We start from the raw sequence: 16,382 nt of genomic DNA, 5'->3' as shown, positions 1-16,382 counted from the left end.
CACCGTGCCGCCGAAGGTCCAGAACGTGTAGCTGACGCCTTCGGAGATCGGCATCTCCTTCTCGATCACTTCCAGCTCGACGATCACCTTCGCCGGGTAGTTGCGGTTGACCGGCGGCGGCACGTGTGGCGGGCTGGTCAGCACCGCGTGGATCGGCTCGCCCTGCGGCGGGCCGAAGTCGCCGTGGGTGGCGGCGATCGCGGCAGGGCTGGCGTCAGCCTCCCCCACCGGCGATATCGCGGACGGCTTGCCGGAGCATCCGGCAAGCGCCAGTGCGCCTGCCGCGGCAAGAACGAGGAACAACGAACGTGACATGGGTATCTCCCTGTGGTTTCTGCGTGCAGAGCCTAGGGAGACGTCGCAAATCGCGCTTGACGTATGTCATCTCTGCCGATGGAAAACGGCTGCTGCGTCAAGCCGCCACAGCTGCCGCAAAGGCGCTCAGTGCGCCAGCAGATTCTTGCCGATCTCGTGCAGCCTTTCAGGGTCGCGCAACAGCATTTCGCGCCCCTCCAGTTCGATCAGACCCTGCTGGCGGAAACGGCTGAGCACCCGGCTTACCGTCTCGGCCGCCAGCCGCAGGTAGTTGGCGATGTCGCCACGCGACATGCTGAGGTGGAAGCGCGTACCGGAGAAGCCGCGCTCCTCATAGCGTGCGGCGAGGTCGGTGAGAAAGGCCGCCATGCGCACGTCGGCGTTGTGGTCGCCGGCGAGCAGGGTGGCCATGCCCAGCTCCTTGCTGATCAGCCGGAACAGCCGCTGCTGCACCGCCGGCATGCGCGTGGCCAGCGCACTCATCGCGGGGAACGAGAAGCGACAGAAGTAGGCCGTGTCCAGTGCCACCGCATCGCACGGAAACTGATCCGGGTAGATCGCGTTGAGGCCGATCACTTCGCCGGGCAGGTAGAAACCGAGCACCTGCTCGCGTCCGGCGGAATCGACCATGCTGGTCTTCACCGTGCCGGCGCGCACCGCGAAGATCGAGCGGAACGGATCGCCGGTGCGGAAGATGTGCTCGCCGGCATGGAATGGTCCGACGTGCTCGACCAGGCAATGCAGCTCGACCAGCTCCGGCTTGCCGTAACCCTCCGCGATGCACGCCCCGGAGAATGCACAGGTGCGGCAGAAATGCGTCTCGTCGCCGTCGTCGGCGATCGGATTGGGTGGCTCGGGCAGGCGGCCTGCCGGATTGTCGTGACGCATGGGGAACCTGTGGGAATCGCGCGGATCGGATCAGGCCTGATGGCGCCAGGCCGTAGTCGGTACGCCAACGTACGGCGAAATATATCGCGATGATACGCAATGGTGGCGATTGCCGTGGGGCGGCCGGCGTGCCATGACGCCGCACCGGCGCATTCGTACCCGTTTTTGCCCGGCACGAAAAGAACAAGGGCCGGCATCGCTGCCGGCCCTTGTCTGCATTTGGCGCCCGAAGTTGGACTCGAACCAACGACCCCCTGATTAACAGTCAAGTGCTCTAACCAGCTGAGCTATTCGGGCGTGAGCTGCGTAGTTTGCTGAGCGTGCGGCGAACTGTCAAGTTGCCACGGAGCGGCCGCCACACTTTTTTTCAGGCGTTCAGCACCCGGTAGCACGGCTCGTATGCGGTGCCGCCGGGAAGCTTCATGCGATGCTGGTCGACGAACGCCTGCAGCAGCTTGTCCAGCGCGCGCATGATGTCCGCGTCGCCATCGATGACGAACGGGCCATCCCGCTCGATCGCCTGCACGCCCTCTTCTTTCACGTTGCCGGCGACGATGCCGGAAAATGCCCGGCGCAGGTCGGCCGCCAGCTCGTGCCGCGGACGGTCGTGATGGAGCTGCAGTGCGCGCATCGCCTCGTGAGTGGGGCGGAACGGCTGCTGGAACTCCAGCGGGATCTGCAGCGCCCAGTTGAAGAAGAACGCGTCCTTGGTGTCCAGGCGGTTGTGGCGCACCTTTTCGAGGCCCTTGATCATCGTGCGCGCCACCGTCTCCGGGTCGTCCACGATGATCTGGTAGTGCCTGGCCACCTCGTCGCCCAGGCTGAGCCGCAGGAAGCGGTCGATCTGCTCGAAATAGGCGGCCGACTGGCGAGGCCCGGTGAAGATCAGCGGGAACGGCGTGCTGGCGTTGTCCGGGTGCAGCAGGATGCCGAGCAGGTAGAGGATCTCCTCGGCCGTGCCGACGCCGCCGGGGAACACGATGATGCCGTGGCCCAGGCGCACGAACGCCTCCAGCCGCTTCTCGATGTCCGGCATGATCACCAGGTGGTTGACGATCGGGTTAGGCGACTCGGCGGCGATGATGCCCGGCTCGGTGATGCCGATGTAGCGGTTGTGCCGGCGCCGCTGCTTGGCGTGCGAGATGGTGGCGCCCTTCATCGGCCCCTTCATCGCGCCCGGGCCGCAGCCGGTGCAGATGTCCAGCCCGCGCAGGCCGAGCTGGTAGCCGACCAGCTTGGTGTAGTCGTACTCCTCGCGCGAGATCGAATGGCCGCCCCAGCACACCACCAGGTTCGGATCGACCTGCGGCTTGAGGATGCGCGCGTTGCGCAGGATCTCGAACACGCTCTGGGTCAGCGCGGCGGAAGCATCCAGGTCGAAGCCGATCTGTTCCAGCTGGGTCGATACGTACACGATGTCGCGCACCACCGCGACCAGCAGCTCGTTGATGCCGCGGATGATCTGGCCGTCCACGAACGCCTGCGACGGCGCGTTGGACAGCTCGATCTTCATGCCGCGATCCTGCTGCAGCACCTGGATGTCGAAATCCGGGTATTGCTCCAGAATCGCGCGCGGGTCATCGCTGATGTTGCCGGAGGTCAGCACTGCCAGCGCGCAGCGCCGCAGCAGTGCGTGCAGGCCCGAACCACTGGCGCCGCGCAGGCGCGCCACCTCGTTGCGGGAAAGGACGTCCAGGCCGCCGATCGGCGAGATGCGTGCGCTGACGGTGCCGGGTTTGCCGGCGCCGCCAGCCTGAAAATCGTTCATCCAGTCATTCTCCTGCCGCTGACGGCGTGGCTGCCTCATGCAGTGCCATGGCGGACCGCTTAGCTTCCCTTGCCAGGCGGGCATGGGTCAAGACAAGAAAAAACCGGCGCCCTCGCGGGCGCCGGTCGTGGGCCAAGCTGGTGACGGGCAATCAGAACGTGTACTTGACCGTCAGCAATACCGACCAGCGCTGGGCGAGATCGTCGCCGAAGTTCACGTAGGTCGGAATGGCCCGCGGCGCGTAGTTGCCGTTCCCGTCGGTGTAGTTGGCGCCGCTGATGTCGTAGATGTACTTGCCGGTGGCCGTGTCCACGCCATAGTAGTCGGCGAGGGCGCGGCCGCCCGGGAAGCCCACCCGCTTCTCGATGCCCCACTTCTTGTTCAGCAGGTTCGTGAAGTTGTAGACGTCGAGCTTGATGATGCCCTTGTTGCCCTTGAAGATGCCTGGGATCTCCTGGCTGAAGCTCAGGTCGATCTGGTTGATCCAGCCCGCGCGGTCACCGTTGCGACCGGCGATGCCGCCCTGGTGGTTCTTCAGGTAGTCGTTCTTCTGGATGTAGGCGTAGAACTGGTCGATCTTCTGCTGGCTGACGTTGGAGCGGAACTCCACCTCGCCCGCCTTCGGAATGTAGACCAGGTCGTTGGTCACGCCGTCGCCGTTGGCATCGTTGCCGAAGGCCCAGCTGTACGGCGCGGCGTTGTGGCCGTCGTAGAAGATGCTGGCGCTGGTGGCGTAGTCGCCGAAGAAGCGATGCTGCCAGTTCAGGCTGGCCATCACGCGGCGCGGGATCGAGTAGTTCGACGGGCTCGCCTTGTTCTCGCCCGGGTTGGTGATGTAGCTGTTGACGTAGTTCGAGCGGGCCACGCTGGACGTACCCGGGTTCACCTCGGTCGCACGGCTCCAGGTGAAGCCGATCATGCCCGACCAGTCTTCCGAGAACGGCTTCTTCAACGACAGCGCCAGGCTGTCCGCCTTGCCGCGGCTGGTGTCAGCCAGGTTGATGGTGCCGTCGGTGAACGACTTGTTGGCCAGGTAGCGGTTCGACTGTGCCTTGTTGCGCGGATCCAGCGCAATGTCCTTGTAGTAGCTGAAGCGGCCGTCCGGCAGCACGGCGGTCGGCGCGCCGGTGTTGTAGTTCTGGTACCAGATCGCGTCGCGCACCTTGATGTGCTCGTAGTCGGCGGTGGCGATCAGGCCCCACCACGGCAGTTCCTTGTCGAAGCCCAGCGAGAACTTCCACACGCTCGGCAGGCGGAAGCCCGGCTCGATGGTGTTGACGGTCTGGGCACCGGTACCCGGCGTGCCGTCGTTCTGGTGGTACGGATCGGCACTGAACGCCGGCAGGTTGGTCTTGCAACCGGACTGGGTCGGGCCGCAATTGAACTGGGTCTGGGTGACGCCCGAGTTGGAGTAGATGTTGCCGAGCCAGACGGTGGGCGGATTGGAGATGAACAGGCCTGCGCCACCACGCAGCTGGGTCATCCGCTCGGTATCGAACGCGTAGTTGAACGACAGGCGCGGCTGGATCACGCGGTTGCCGTTGATGGTGGTCTGGTTGGTGCGGCCGAAGCCGCCCGTGGCTGGCGTGCCGGTGCGGGTGACCGGGTTGTAGCTGCCGGCCACCGGAGCCGCGGCAAACTTGGCGTTGTAGATCGGCTGGTCGCTGACCAGCGGAATATCCACACGCACGCCGTACTGCACCGACAAGTTGCTGTTCACCTGCCAGGTATCCTGCAGGAACACGCCCCACTGCTTCATCTTGAAGGCAGCGGCGACGTCGGCCTCGCTCAGGCCATCCGCCGGGCGGTTGTAGCGGTACTGGTAGTAGTTGCCCGCCAGGAAGTTCTCCAGGCCGGTCTTGCCGTTGCCGTCCTCGAAGGTGTAGCTGCCGAAGGCGTTCTGCAGGAACAGGTTGTAGACGTCGTTGTGCTCGTAGTCGAAGCCGCCCTTGATCGTGTGGTCACCGGCGTAATAGGTGCCGGCCCAGGCGAAGTTCAGGGTCTTGGTCTTGAGCACGTTGGCCTGGCTGGAGTACTCGGTACCAAACTCCACCGAGGTGCCGTCGTTGAACGTGGTCGGGTACACCCGTACGTCGGGGCTCGCAACGCCGTTGTAGGGGCCGCGCAGCTGGTCGAACTTCGCATAAGACACCGTGGTGTCGGTGGAGAAGCTCGGCGACCAGTCGTCGTAGAAGTGCAGCGCGTAGCTCTTGCTGTCCACGTTGGTGGTGTACCAGCCGCTGGACAGCACCAGGTTGGTGTTGCTGCCGGTGATGACCGGCTTGGTTTCCTTGGTCTGGCTGTAGGTGAAGCTGGCGCGGTGGTTGTCGCTGATGTTCCAGTCGATCTTGCCGAGGTAGCGCTTGTCCTGCAGGTTGGTGTTGCCGCCGCCGTAGCTGCCCGGATCAGCCAGGCCCAGCGACTTGGCGGCTGCGAGCACCTGCTGCACCTGCGCCGAGGTCAGCCCGATGATCGGCGAGGAGGCACTGGAATCCTCCGGGCCATAGGGGCTGCCCGCCCCCACCTTCACGCTCTTTTCGGCGGAGAGAAAGAAGAACAGCTTGTCCTTGACGATCGGGCCACCCACCGTCGCGCCACCCGTCCACTGGCGATCGAACGCGGTGTACTTCGCGTCGTTCTCGTTCTTGCCGATCATGTTCTGGTTCTGGAATACGTAGTAGACCGAACCATGGAAATCGTTGGTGCCGCTCTTGGTGACGGCATTCACGTTGGCGCCCACGCCACGGCGGATGGACGTGTCGTAGTTCGCCGTGGAGATGTTGTATTCCTCGATCGTGTCCTGCGAGATCGGTGTAGCCAGGGTCGGCAGGCCGTTCGCGTTCAGGCCGAATGGATCGTTCGCGCTGACCGAGTCCACCGTGATGTTGTTGTAGCGGCTGTTCTGGCCGATGGCCGAGAACTCGCCGCGTTCACGGTCGGTGATCACGATGCGTGGATCGAGGCGGACGATGTTCTGGATCGAACGGTCCGGTGCCGGCATGGCTTCGATTTCGCGCCGGGAGACGTTGGTCGAGATGCCCTTGTTGTCGGGGCTGAAGGTCTGCGCCAGTGTGCTGGCCGAGACCGTCACGCCGCTCAGCTCGGCGGCCTGCTGCGTACTGGCACCGGCCAGCGTGATGTTGATGGCCGATTCCTGGGCCAATTGCAGGTAAACGTTGTCGTGGTCGGCCTGCACGCCGTCCTTGCTGGCCTTCACGTCGAACGGGCCACCCACGCGCAGACCCTGCGCGGCATAGCGGCCGTTGCTGTCGGTGGTAACCATCTTGGTGGTGCCCGACGGCTCGTGCACGATCTGCACGGTGGCGCCGGCGACCGGCTGGCCGTTCGCGTCGAGCACGCGGCCGCTGATCGAAGAGGAGGTGTCCTGCGCGATGGCGGGCACCGACGCCGCCAGCAACGAGGCAATGGCAAACGGCAGGAGTTTGGCGCGAATTCGGCTGTTCATTCTTGATCGACCCTCAGGCTCGCAACGAAAAAAACTCTTGAATTGAGGCCAAAAAGCCCGACCCGGCCCGGCGCATGCCAGGCGCAGCATCGACGCGATGCGTGACCCCGGTTGTGGTATTACCGCGACTCCATCAAACATGGAGCGCCAGGTTTCAGCTCGCCGGACCTTCCCGCCAGCGGCGATTGTTAAGCGATTTTAACGACATTGTATGACACTTTCGTAACATCTTGCACGCCTGCAGTTGCCGCCACCCGCCCCTGGCCGGCCCCAGAACCTTTTGAATCAACCTGACGGATTCACGCCCCGCTGCCCCGGCATTTCCCCCACCGCATCACGATCCGCCACGCTGTGTGAGGCGGATCAGTCTCGCTTGCCGAGATAGCGTGCACGTTTCGCCGGCTTCAGGTTCGCCAGGTCGAGCATCACCAGGCCGTCCACGCAGCCGGAAAAATCCGGATCCTCGCCGAAGTCGAGGAACTGCACGCCAGCAGGCTCGACCAGGTCGACATACTGGCGGTACAGCACCGGCATGCTGACGCCGAGCGCATCCAGATGGTGTTTCAGCTGGCCCAGGCCGGCGGCGGCATCGAGCCCCTCCAGCGCCGCGCGCACGCCCTGCACCACTTCGGGCGAGACCACGAAAGGCTGACGTGCAGCGGCCAGTCCCGGCGCACCGAAATAGTGCTGGTGCGCCGCGGCGATCCACTCGCGCGCCTCGCGCGGCAGACTCACCGACATGCTGACCGGACCGAACAGGTAACGCAGCTCCGGATGCCGCTGCAGGTAGAGGCCGATGCCCTGCCACAGCTGGTCCAGCGCGCGCGAACGCCAGTAAGCCGGCGCGATGAAGCTGCGGCCCAGCTCCATCCCCTGCGCCAGCCGCGATTCCAGCGCCGGCGAATAGGAGAACAGGCTGGAGGTGTACAGGCCGGCCATGCCGCGTTCGGCGATCAGCCGGCCGCCATGGCCGAAGCGATAGGCGCCGACGATGCGCAACGCCTGCGGGTCCCACAACACCAGATGCTCGTAGTGCGCATCGTAGGCGTCCAGGTCGCGCCGGGCGCCGGTACCTTCGCCGACCTTGCGGAAGGTCAGCTCGCGCAGCCGGCCGATCTCATGCATCACCGCGCTGTCAAGGCTGCCCCTGAACAGCCACGCCTGCTTGCCGTCACCGAGGTCAGCCAGTTTCTCGCTGTGCGCCAGTTCCGCCGCAACCCGATCGCTCGGTTCGGGCAGCGCCAGTGGCGCCTGCCCGCCGAAGACCAGGCCGCGATGCTGGCCGACCCGGTAGACGTGCCGGCGCATCAGTTTCGCAGCCTGCTTCGGCGAGTTGTCGCTGCGCTGTGCGAGCTCCTCGGCGCTGACCAGGGCGCCGATGCTGAAGCCGATCCGCCGCTTGCCCGGCGCCACCGCCTCGCGCGGCAGCATCGCCGTGCTCAGCGGCTTGGCCAGCATCGACAGGCCATAGAACATCGCCGAGTTGCGCGCCGAGACGTGCACCGGCAGCACCGGCGCCTTGCTGCGCAACGACAGCCGCGCGAAGCCGTCCGACCAGCGGCCGTCGCGCACGCCGCCGGGGCGCACGCGTGACACTTCACCGGCAGGAAATACGATCAGCGCCTCACCGTTCTCCAGTGCGCGGTAGATGCCACGCAGGCGCGAGGCAGCGCCCTTGCCGAACACGTCCACCGGCAGCAGCAGCTGGCCCAGTTGCGGTACCGTCGCCAGCCAGTCGTTGCCCAGAAAACGCACGTCGCGGCGTACCGAGCCGATCAGTTGCAGCAGTGCCAGCGCATCCTGCATGCCCAGCGGATGGTTGGCCACCACCAACAGCGGGCCGTCGACCGGAATATTCTCGAGGTCACCGGGATTGACGTGATGGGTGGTGCCGAGCACGTCCAGCACGCGGTCGACGAAATCGAAACCTTCGACGGCGCCGACCCGGCCCAGTACGCGGTTGAAGCCATCTTCGTCGGCCAGCCGCCCGAGCATGCCCGCCATCGGCCGGCGCAGACGCGGGTACTGCGCCAACCAGGGCACTCGGTCGACAAGAGACTGTTCGATGCTCAGCATGTCTGCCTCCTCGGGTTCCCCACCATCCTGCCGCCCGATTATGACAGCCGCACGATCATGCGAACCCTGCCCTGCGACAACAGGGCAAGGTCACCGTTTCAAACGTTCATGTGCAGGAACGCCGCCACGCCGGCCATGAACATCTGCACCGACAGTGCGATCAGCAGCATGCCCATCACCCGCTCCAGCGCCGTCAGCACACTCTCGCCCAGCCAGCGGAACAGGTAGGTCGCGCTGAGCAGGATCAGCGAGCTGGCCAGCCACGCCAGCAGCAGCGCGATGGTCCAGTCGGCGGTACGGCCGGGCTGGGTATTGGTCAGCAGCAGCAACGCGGCCATGGCCGAAGGCCCGGCCACGCCGGGGATCGCCATCGGCACGATGAACGGTTCGCCGCCGCCGGCCTTGCCGAAGATGCCGCTGCCGTCGGCCGGCGGAAACACCATGCGGATGCCGATCAGGAACAGCACGATGCCACCGGCGATGCTGATCGACTCCTGCTTCAGCTGCAGCAACTTGAGGATGAACTGGCCACCGAACAGGAATGCCAGCAGCACGCCCAGTGCGATCAGCAGCTCGCGCACCATGACATGGCGCCGCCGCTTCGGCGGCACGTTCTTCAACAGGCTCAGGAACAGCGGGATATTGCCCAGCGGGTCCATGATCAGGAACAGCAGGATGCCCGCCGACAATGTGGTCATCTGCGATTCCATCTCGACTCCCTTCTGGCTGGCGGCACGCTGTGGCACCGCCGGGTAAACCATCAATCAGCCCGCAGGTCCAGTACCGCGCCACGCGCTGGCGCGCCCTGCGCACTGAGCAGGTAGACCGCCGCCGCGGCCGCCGCATCCGGCAATGGCCGCTGCAGGATGTCTTCGCCGAAATAGGCCAGCTGCCGCAGCGCCGTTCGCATCGGCCCGGGCAGCATCGCATGGGTGCGCAACGGGCCGCCATCGGTTTCCTCGTGCAGGATCGCCACGAACCGTTCCAGTGCTGCCTTCGATGCGCCGTAAGCACCCCAGTGCGCACGCTGCAGCAATTCCGGATCGTCCAGCACGAACACCACGGCGCTGTCGCTGGCCTGGGTCAGCAGCGGCAGGCAGGCCTGGGTCAGCGCGAACGGCGCGTTCACGTTGACGTGCATCGCGCGCAGCCACGCGTCGGGCTTGTGCATCGTGATCGGGGTCAGGCCGCCGAAACTGACGGCCGCATGCACGATGCCGTCGAGCCGGCCGAAGTCGCGCTCCAGCCCTTCGGCCAGCGCGTCGTATTCGCGCGGCGTGGCCAGCTCCATGTCCAGCGGATGGATCACCGGCTCGGCCAGGCCTTCGGCCAGCATCGCGTCGTACAGCTGTTCCAGCTGGCGCTTGCGCTTGCCGGTGATCACCACCGTGGCGCCGGCGCGCGACGCCGCGCGCGCCACCGTGCCGCCGAGCCCGCCGTAGGCGCCGGTGACCAGCACCACGCGATCGGCCAGGGTATCGGCGGCCGGCTGCCAGGCTGCGGGCAATCGTGAAACGGGCAGCGTCGTCAAGGCGCCACCCCGGCCACGTCGCTGGCCATGCGCGACAACTCGCCGGCAGCGTTCAGGTCCTCGATGATGTCGCAGCCGCCGATCAGCTCGCCCTGGATGAACAACTGCGGAAAGGTCGGCCAGTTCGAGAAATGCGGCAGCGCCGCGCGGATCTGCGGATCGGCCAGCACGTTCACCGCATGGAACACGGCGCCGGCTTCGGTCAACGCCTTGGCCGCACGACTGGAAAAGCCGCACATCGGAAATTCGGGCGTGCCTTTCATGAAAAGCACGATGGGATGCGCGGCCAGCATCGCCTTGATTTGCTCGTTGATGTCCATAGCTCGGTGTTTCATCTTTACAATGCAGGCAGACCGATATTGTATCAGTCACCCGTCGGCTGCCGTCCGCTGCGCCGACACATCTCCCCCAGCCACCGCTAAGGAGCCTCATCATGGCGATCGAACTTCCTCCGCTGCCGTACGAAAAGAACGCACTGGAACCGCATATTTCCGCCGAAACGCTGGAGTATCACTACGGCAAGCACCACCAGGCCTACGTGACCAACCTCAACAAGCTGATCGAAGGCACCGAGTTCGCGAACGCGCCGCTCGAGGAAATCATCAGGAAGTCGTCCGGCGGCGTGTTCAACAATGCCGCGCAGATCTGGAACCACACCTTCTACTGGAACTCGATGAGCCCGAAAGGCGGCGGCGCACCGGGCGGCAAGCTGGCCGACGCGATCAACAAGGCGTTCGGCTCGTTCGACAAGTTCAAGGAAGAGTTCAGCAAGTCCGCCGCCGGCAACTTCGGGTCCGGCTGGACCTGGCTGGTGCAGCGCCCGGATGGCTCGCTCGGCATCGTCAACACCTCGAACGCGGCCACCCCGATCACCGGCAGCGACAAGCCGCTGTTCACCACCGACGTGTGGGAACACGCCTACTACATCGACTACCGCAACGCCCGCCCGAAGTACGTGGAGGCGTTCTGGAACCTGGTGAACTGGGAATTCGCGGCCGGCAACCTGGCCTGACCGGCTGCGGGCTGAAACAAGAACGGAGCCCTCGCGGCTCCGTTTTTTTGTGCCCTTGCCCGCGTCTGGCTCAACCCAGCTCCGGCAGCACCGGCGCCACTTGCGCCTCGCGCCCGAGCGCAGCGGCAATCCCGCCCAATCGTACCGCCAGCTGACGGGCATCCGGCGCGCACACCGTGGCATGGCCCACCTTGCGGCCCGGCCGGGCCTGCTTGCCGTAATCGTGCCAGTGCGCATCGACCGCCTGCAGTACCGCCGAGGCATCGGGCAGCTCGCCGATCCAGTTGAACATCGCCGACATGCCGCGTGCACCGGTGTCGCCCAGCGGCAGACCCAGCACGGCGCGCACGTGGTTCTCGAACTGGCTGGTGTGCGCGCCCTCGATGGTCCAGTGGCCGGAGTTGTGCACGCGCGGCGCCATCTCGTTGCCGAGCAACTCGCCGTCCTTGACGAACAGCTCCAGCGCGAACACGCCGACGTAACCCAGCCGCTCGGCCAGCGTGCGGGCCAGTGCGGTAGCGCGTGGCTGCAGCAGCTCGATGTCCGGCGCCGGCGCCAGGCTCATCGACAGCACGCCGTCGACGTGCCAGTTGCGGGTCAGCGGCCAGGTGCGGAAATCGCCGTCGCGTCCGCGCACGGCAAGCACCGACAGCTCGCGCTCGAACGGCACGAACGCCTCCAGGATCAGGCCATGCTTCGCCGCCTGCGCGCCAAGCGCGGCCCACGCCGCATCCGCGTCAGCCGGTTCGTGCAGCCGGAACTGGCCCTTGCCGTCGTAGCCGAGCCGGCGCGTCTTCAGGATCGCCGGCGCACCGACCGCGGCCAGCGCCTGGTCCAGTTGCTCGCGCGTGTCCACCGTCATGAAGTCCGGGGTGGGCAGGCCGCATTCGCGGAACAGGGTCTTCTCGGCCAGCCGGTCCTGCGCCACCGCCAGCGCCTGCGGCGAGGGGAACACCGCCACCCGTTCGGCCAGCCAGCGCGCGGTCTCGGCCGGCACGTTCTCGAAATCGAAGGTGACCACGTCGACCCGGGCGGCAAACGCTTCCAGCGCGGTGTAGTCGGTCCAGTCGGCCACCACCAGCGGCGCGACCTGCCCCGCACAGGCGTCGGCGGCATTGTCCACCGCCAGCGTTTTCACACCCAGCGGCGCCGCCGCCAGCGCCAGCATGCGCGCCAGCTGGCCGCCACCGAGTACGCCCAGCACGGGCTGCCGCCGCTCGCTCATTGCCGTGGGTCCGGTTGTTCGAGCACGGCCTGGGTCTGGCGTGCGCGCCAGTGGTCCAGCGCTGCCGCCAGTGCCGGATCGTGCAGCGCCAGCACCGCGGCAGCCAGCAGGCCGGCGTTCACCGCGCCGGCACGACCGATCGCCAGGGTGCCGACCGGAATGCCGGCCGGCATCTGCACGATCGACAGCAGCGAGTCCATGCCGTTCAGCGCCTTCGACTGCACCGGCACGCCGAACACCGGCAGGCGGGTCTTCGCCGCCAGCATGCCGGGCAGGTGGGCGGCGCCGCCGGCGCCGGCGATGATCACCTGGATCCCGCGCACCGATGCCTGTTCGGCGTAGTCGAACAGCAGGTCCGGGGTGCGATGGGCGGACACCACCTGCACCTCGTGTGCCACGCCCAGCTCGGTCAGCACGTTCGCCGCGTGCTGCATGGTTTCCCAGTCCGAACGCGAGCCCATCACGACGCCGACGCGTGGCGTTCTGCTTGTTCCTGTCATGGCCGGGCCGTCCAAAAACGGCTATTGTACGGGCTTTCCCCAGCCCGGCACACTCAAGCGATCCACCATGGACAAGCGCCTGCTCGACATCCTGTGCTGCCCGGTCAGCAAAATGCCCCTGCGCCCGCTGGGCAAGCACCAGCTCGATGCGCTGAACGAGGCCATCGGTGCAGGCAAGGTCGACACAGTGGCCGGCGCCGTCGTGCGCGAACGGATCGCCGAGGGCCTGATCACCACCGACCACAAGGTGATCTACCGGGTCGAGGACGGCATCCCGGTGATGTTGCCCGAGGAAGGCATCGGTACCGCCCAGCTGACCGGCTTCCCCGCGGCCTGAAGTCGCACCGGCGGCTTCCGGCGGCGCCCCGCGCATGACACGGACACCCGCTTTGCCTTATCGTCGACACCTGCGCGGCCCATGCCGGATGGGACTGCGCATCGCAATGTTTCAGGGGTTTGGCGATGAACGAAGCCAGTGATCCATCCCGAGTCGTCGATCTGAACCAGCGCCTGGCCCCGGCCAGCGAGCGCGTCGGCGAACTGCTGGGTGCCGTGCGCAATATCGCCAGCAAGCGCTTGCAGCAATGGGTCGGCAATGCCTTCGAGCACGTCGACGACGCCCTGTTCGACCTGGCCGAAAAGGGCGAAAACAACGCCGCCCAGATGCACTACTTCGACGGCATGCGCGAAGTCCGCAAGCGCCGGCCGGCGGTTGAACGCAGCTTCCTGGGCGTGATCAACCGCAGCATCGGCGAACTGACCCATCCCCAGCAGTCGGCGAACCCGACGGCGCCGTTCGGCACGGCCGAGCTGACGCTGGTGGCCGACAACGAACTGGAAGAATCGCTGGCCATCACCAGCATGATCAGCAAGAACGAGGCGCGGCTGTCGCGCGACCTGTTCGCGGTCAACCAGCGGCTGTCGGTGATCTGCGGCGGCCGCAAGATCGAGGACTCCAGCAACCCGATGGCGCCGTCGATTCTGGCGCAGGCGTTCCGCCAGGCGCTGCATGAGCTCAACGCCGACATGCGGGTCAAGCTGATCATCTACAAGCTGTTCGACCGCTACGTGCTGTCGTCGCTGGAAGAGCTCTACCTGGAAATCAACACCGAGCTGATGCGCGCCGGCGTGCTGCCGCAACTGCGCCATGAAGTGCAGCGCGGCGATGCGAAAGCTGCCGGCCAGGCGGCCGCCGGAGCGACGGACGAGGCGGCCGGCGAGATCCCCAGCGACCTGCTGCAGACCTTGCATGCGCTGTTCAGCGCGCGCCGCGGCCCTGCTGTCGGCGACGCCGGCATGCATGCAATGCCGAGCGGTCCGCTGCCGTCAGCGAACGAATTGCTGGGCGCGCTCAGCGTGCTGCAGAGCCAGATCGCCAGTGCCGGTCCCTTGCCGTACGCGCAGCCGGACGACGCCATTGCGCTCAGCCGCGAGGTGCTGCAGCTGAAGGGCCAGCTGCTCACCCAGCTTGGCGCGCTGCGCGGCGAGCGGCCCAGCCACGTCGCCACCATCGATGAAGACACCATCGACCTGGTCGGCATGCTGTTCGAATTCATCCTGGAAGACCGCAACCTGCCGGTCGCGATGCAGGTGATGCTGGCGCGGCTGCAGATCCCCTATCTCAAGGCGGCGATCCTCGACCGCAAGCTGTTCGCGCACCGCCAGCATCCGGCGCGCCGGCTGCTGGACTGCCTGGCCGAGCAGGCCAAGGGCTGGTCGGAAGAGTCCGACCGCGACCGCCGCCTGCATGACAAGGTGAAGTCGACCGTCGACCAGCTGCTGCACGATTTCGACGACGACATGGGCATCTTCGAGCGGCTTCTGCTCGACCTGCAGCAGTTCCAGGACCTCAACAAGCGCCGTTCCGAGCTGGCCGAGCAGCGGGTGGCCGAATCCACCCGCGGCCGCGAGAAACTCGAACAGGCGCGCCGCCGCGCCGCCCGCGAGATCCTCGATCGCATCGGCGAACACAAGCTGCCGCCGCTGGTGCACGGCGTGCTGGCCCGCGCCTGGGCCAACCACCTCGTGCTGACCCTGCTGCGTCAGGGCGAGGCCTCGCCCGAGCTCAGGAGCGCGCTGCACTTCGTCGACGACTTCATCGCCAGCACCAAGCCGGCGACCACCCCGGAAAGCCGGCAGGCCCTGCGGCAGATGCTGCCCGGGATCGAGCGCGCGCTGCGCCAGGGCCTCGCCAACGTGGCATTCCAGGAACAGGACATCGAGCGCCTGCTGGGCCAGCTGCACACCTATTACCGGCAGCAGCTCGGCGAGGCGCTGGGCGCTGCCGAGGTGGTCACCGTCGAGGAGGATGCCGCGATGCTGGCAATCCCCGACAGCATCCAGCCGGTCATCGACCATGACACCACGCCGCAACACCCCGTCGAGGAAGAGACTGTCGAAGCACCGCTGGACAGCCCGGAGTGGCACCAGGTGCAGGCACTGCAACCGGGTACCTGGCTGGAGTTCTGCCTGCCCGACGAAGCGATGACCCGCGCCAAGCTGTCGTGGATCAGCCCGATGAGCGGCCGCTACCTGTTCGTCAACCGGCGCGGCCTGAAGGTGGCCGACTACTCGCCGCAGGAACTGACCGTGCTGCTCACCGACGGCCGGGCCCGCCTGCTTGCCGCCAACGCACTGTTCGACCGCGCGATGAGCGCCATCGTCGACAAGCTGAGCCATCCCGACGCTGCGCCAGCCACGGGCACGGCGGCCGAATGAGCGAGGCTTCGCCTTTCGTGGTGCCGGACGCCGCGCAGATCGCCATCGACATCGAACGCGCCTTCGCCGAGGACCTCGGCCCGGGCGATGCCACCGCGGGGCTGCTGCCGATCGACGCCAGGGCCCATGCCGAGCTGACCTGCCGCGATGCAGCGGTGATCGCCGGCACGCCGTGGTTCGACGCCTGCTTCCGCCGGCTCGATCCCGCCGTGCGGATCGACTGGCAAGTCCGCGACGGCGGCCGGGTCACCCCCGGTTCGGTGATCTGCCGGTTGTCCGGACATGCCCGTTCGCTGGTCACCGCGGAGCGCTCGGCGCTGAACTTCCTGCAGCTGCTGTCCGCCACCGCCACGGTGACCGCCGAGTACGTCGCCGCCGTCGCCGGCACCGCGGTGCGTGTGCTGGATACCCGCAAGACCATTCCCGGCCTGCGCCTGGCGCAGAAGTACGCAGTGCGCTGCGGCGGCGGCCACAACCAGCGCATGGGCCTGTACGACGCGATCCTGGTCAAGGAAAACCACATCATCGCCGCCGGCAGCATCGCCGCCGCGGTGCAGGCGGCACGCCGCCTGCACCCGCAGTTGCTGCTCGAAGTCGAAGTGGAGAACCTCGACGAACTCGAGCAGGCGCTGCAGGCCGGCGTGGACCGGATCATGCTGGACAATTTCGAGCTGGCGCAGATGCGCCAGGCGGTGCAGCACACCGCCGGCCGCGTGCCACTGGAGGTATCCGGCAACGTCGACCTGCGCACGATCGGCGACTATGCGCACACCGGCGTCGACTTCATCTCGGTCGGCGCATTGACCAAGCACGTGCGCGCCGTCGACCTGTCGCTGCGCCTGCAACTGGACTGAGCGCCAGCTTGCACCCGGTCGCCTGCGCC

General features: G+C 66.5%; 13 protein-coding genes, 1 tRNA gene and 1 pseudogene. 4 read left to right on the top strand and 11 right to left on the bottom strand.

Annotated features, from left to right (window positions below; genetic code table 11):
- The 9 genes and pseudogenes from IMW82_RS17585 to grxD form a co-directional block, all read right to left on the bottom strand.
- Positions 1 to 315: pseudogene (locus IMW82_RS17585) on the bottom strand (nitrite reductase, copper-containing); the annotation flags it as partial.
- Positions 316 to 441: 126 nt separating this feature from the next.
- Positions 442 to 1,203 carry a helix-turn-helix domain-containing protein gene (locus tag IMW82_RS17580; RefSeq protein ID WP_211005511.1) on the bottom strand — a complete coding sequence of 254 codons (762 nt, stop codon included), beginning with the start codon at positions 1,201 to 1,203 and terminating at the stop codon, positions 442 to 444.
- Between the two features lie 220 nt (positions 1,204 to 1,423).
- Positions 1,424 to 1,500, bottom strand: a tRNA-Asn gene (locus IMW82_RS17575).
- Positions 1,501 to 1,570: 70 nt separating this feature from the next.
- Complete coding sequence (ppnN, locus tag IMW82_RS17570) at positions 1,571 to 2,971, bottom strand: nucleotide 5'-monophosphate nucleosidase PpnN (protein WP_108471021.1); 1,401 nt, start codon at positions 2,969 to 2,971, stop codon at positions 1,571 to 1,573.
- Between the two features lie 151 nt (positions 2,972 to 3,122).
- Positions 3,123 to 6,437 (bottom strand): TonB-dependent receptor, encoded by a 3,315-nt coding sequence (locus IMW82_RS17565; RefSeq protein ID WP_211005510.1) that lies wholly within the window; start codon positions 6,435 to 6,437, stop codon positions 3,123 to 3,125.
- 363 nt (positions 6,438 to 6,800) lie between these two features.
- Positions 6,801 to 8,513 carry a lysophospholipid acyltransferase family protein gene (locus IMW82_RS17560; RefSeq protein ID WP_211005509.1) on the bottom strand — a complete coding sequence of 571 codons (1,713 nt, stop codon included), beginning with the start codon at positions 8,511 to 8,513 and terminating at the stop codon, positions 6,801 to 6,803.
- A 98-nt stretch (positions 8,514 to 8,611) separates the two neighbouring features.
- The gene (locus IMW82_RS17555) at positions 8,612 to 9,211 is read right to left on the bottom strand and encodes a YhgN family NAAT transporter (RefSeq protein WP_211005515.1); all 600 of its coding nucleotides are present in this window, start codon (positions 9,209 to 9,211) and stop codon (positions 8,612 to 8,614) included.
- Between the two features lie 62 nt (positions 9,212 to 9,273).
- Positions 9,274 to 10,044, bottom strand: coding sequence for an SDR family NAD(P)-dependent oxidoreductase (locus IMW82_RS17550; RefSeq protein ID WP_211005508.1), 771 nt, complete (start codon positions 10,042 to 10,044; stop codon positions 9,274 to 9,276).
- On the bottom strand, positions 10,041 to 10,364 hold the full coding sequence (grxD, locus tag IMW82_RS17545) for a Grx4 family monothiol glutaredoxin (RefSeq protein ID WP_211005514.1): 324 nt from the start codon (positions 10,362 to 10,364) through the stop codon (positions 10,041 to 10,043). Before grxD ends, IMW82_RS17550 begins: the two co-directional genes overlap by 4 nt.
- Positions 10,365 to 10,477: 113 nt before the next feature.
- Between grxD and IMW82_RS17540 the strand changes: the two genes are divergently transcribed.
- Complete coding sequence (locus tag IMW82_RS17540) at positions 10,478 to 11,056, top strand: Fe-Mn family superoxide dismutase (protein ID WP_211005507.1); 579 nt, start codon at positions 10,478 to 10,480, stop codon at positions 11,054 to 11,056.
- A gap of 70 nt (positions 11,057 to 11,126) precedes the next feature.
- Here the strand turns inward: IMW82_RS17540 and IMW82_RS17535 are convergent, their stop codons facing one another.
- Positions 11,127 to 12,281, bottom strand: coding sequence for a 5-(carboxyamino)imidazole ribonucleotide synthase (locus tag IMW82_RS17535; protein WP_211005506.1), 1,155 nt, complete (start codon positions 12,279 to 12,281; stop codon positions 11,127 to 11,129).
- Entirely contained in the window at positions 12,278 to 12,781 is a 504-nt protein-coding gene (gene purE / locus IMW82_RS17530; protein ID WP_211005505.1) for a 5-(carboxyamino)imidazole ribonucleotide mutase, read from the bottom strand. The genes IMW82_RS17535 and purE overlap by 4 nt, the downstream gene beginning before the upstream one ends.
- A 67-nt stretch (positions 12,782 to 12,848) precedes the next feature.
- On the opposite strand from purE, the gene IMW82_RS17525 reads away from it, so the two are divergent.
- The 3 genes from IMW82_RS17525 (at position 12,849) to nadC (ending at position 16,353) form a co-directional block, all read left to right on the top strand.
- The gene (locus tag IMW82_RS17525) at positions 12,849 to 13,118 is read left to right on the top strand and encodes a Trm112 family protein (RefSeq protein WP_211005504.1); all 270 of its coding nucleotides are present in this window, start codon (positions 12,849 to 12,851) and stop codon (positions 13,116 to 13,118) included.
- Positions 13,119 to 13,243: 125 nt separating this feature from the next.
- Positions 13,244 to 15,499, top strand: coding sequence for a DUF1631 domain-containing protein (locus IMW82_RS17520; RefSeq protein ID WP_211005503.1), 2,256 nt, complete (start codon positions 13,244 to 13,246; stop codon positions 15,497 to 15,499).
- Complete coding sequence (gene nadC / locus IMW82_RS17515; protein WP_211005502.1) at positions 15,496 to 16,353, top strand: carboxylating nicotinate-nucleotide diphosphorylase; 858 nt, start codon at positions 15,496 to 15,498, stop codon at positions 16,351 to 16,353. The genes IMW82_RS17520 and nadC overlap by 4 nt, the downstream gene beginning before the upstream one ends.
- Positions 16,354 to 16,382: the final 29 nt, after the last annotated feature.

The organism is Rhodanobacter sp. B2A1Ga4, from assembly GCF_018101315.1.
GTDB lineage: Bacteria > Pseudomonadota > Gammaproteobacteria > Xanthomonadales > Rhodanobacteraceae > Rhodanobacter > Rhodanobacter thiooxydans_A.
Note: the sequence above shows the minus strand (reverse complement) of the source record. Positions and strands in the feature narration are given on the sequence as shown.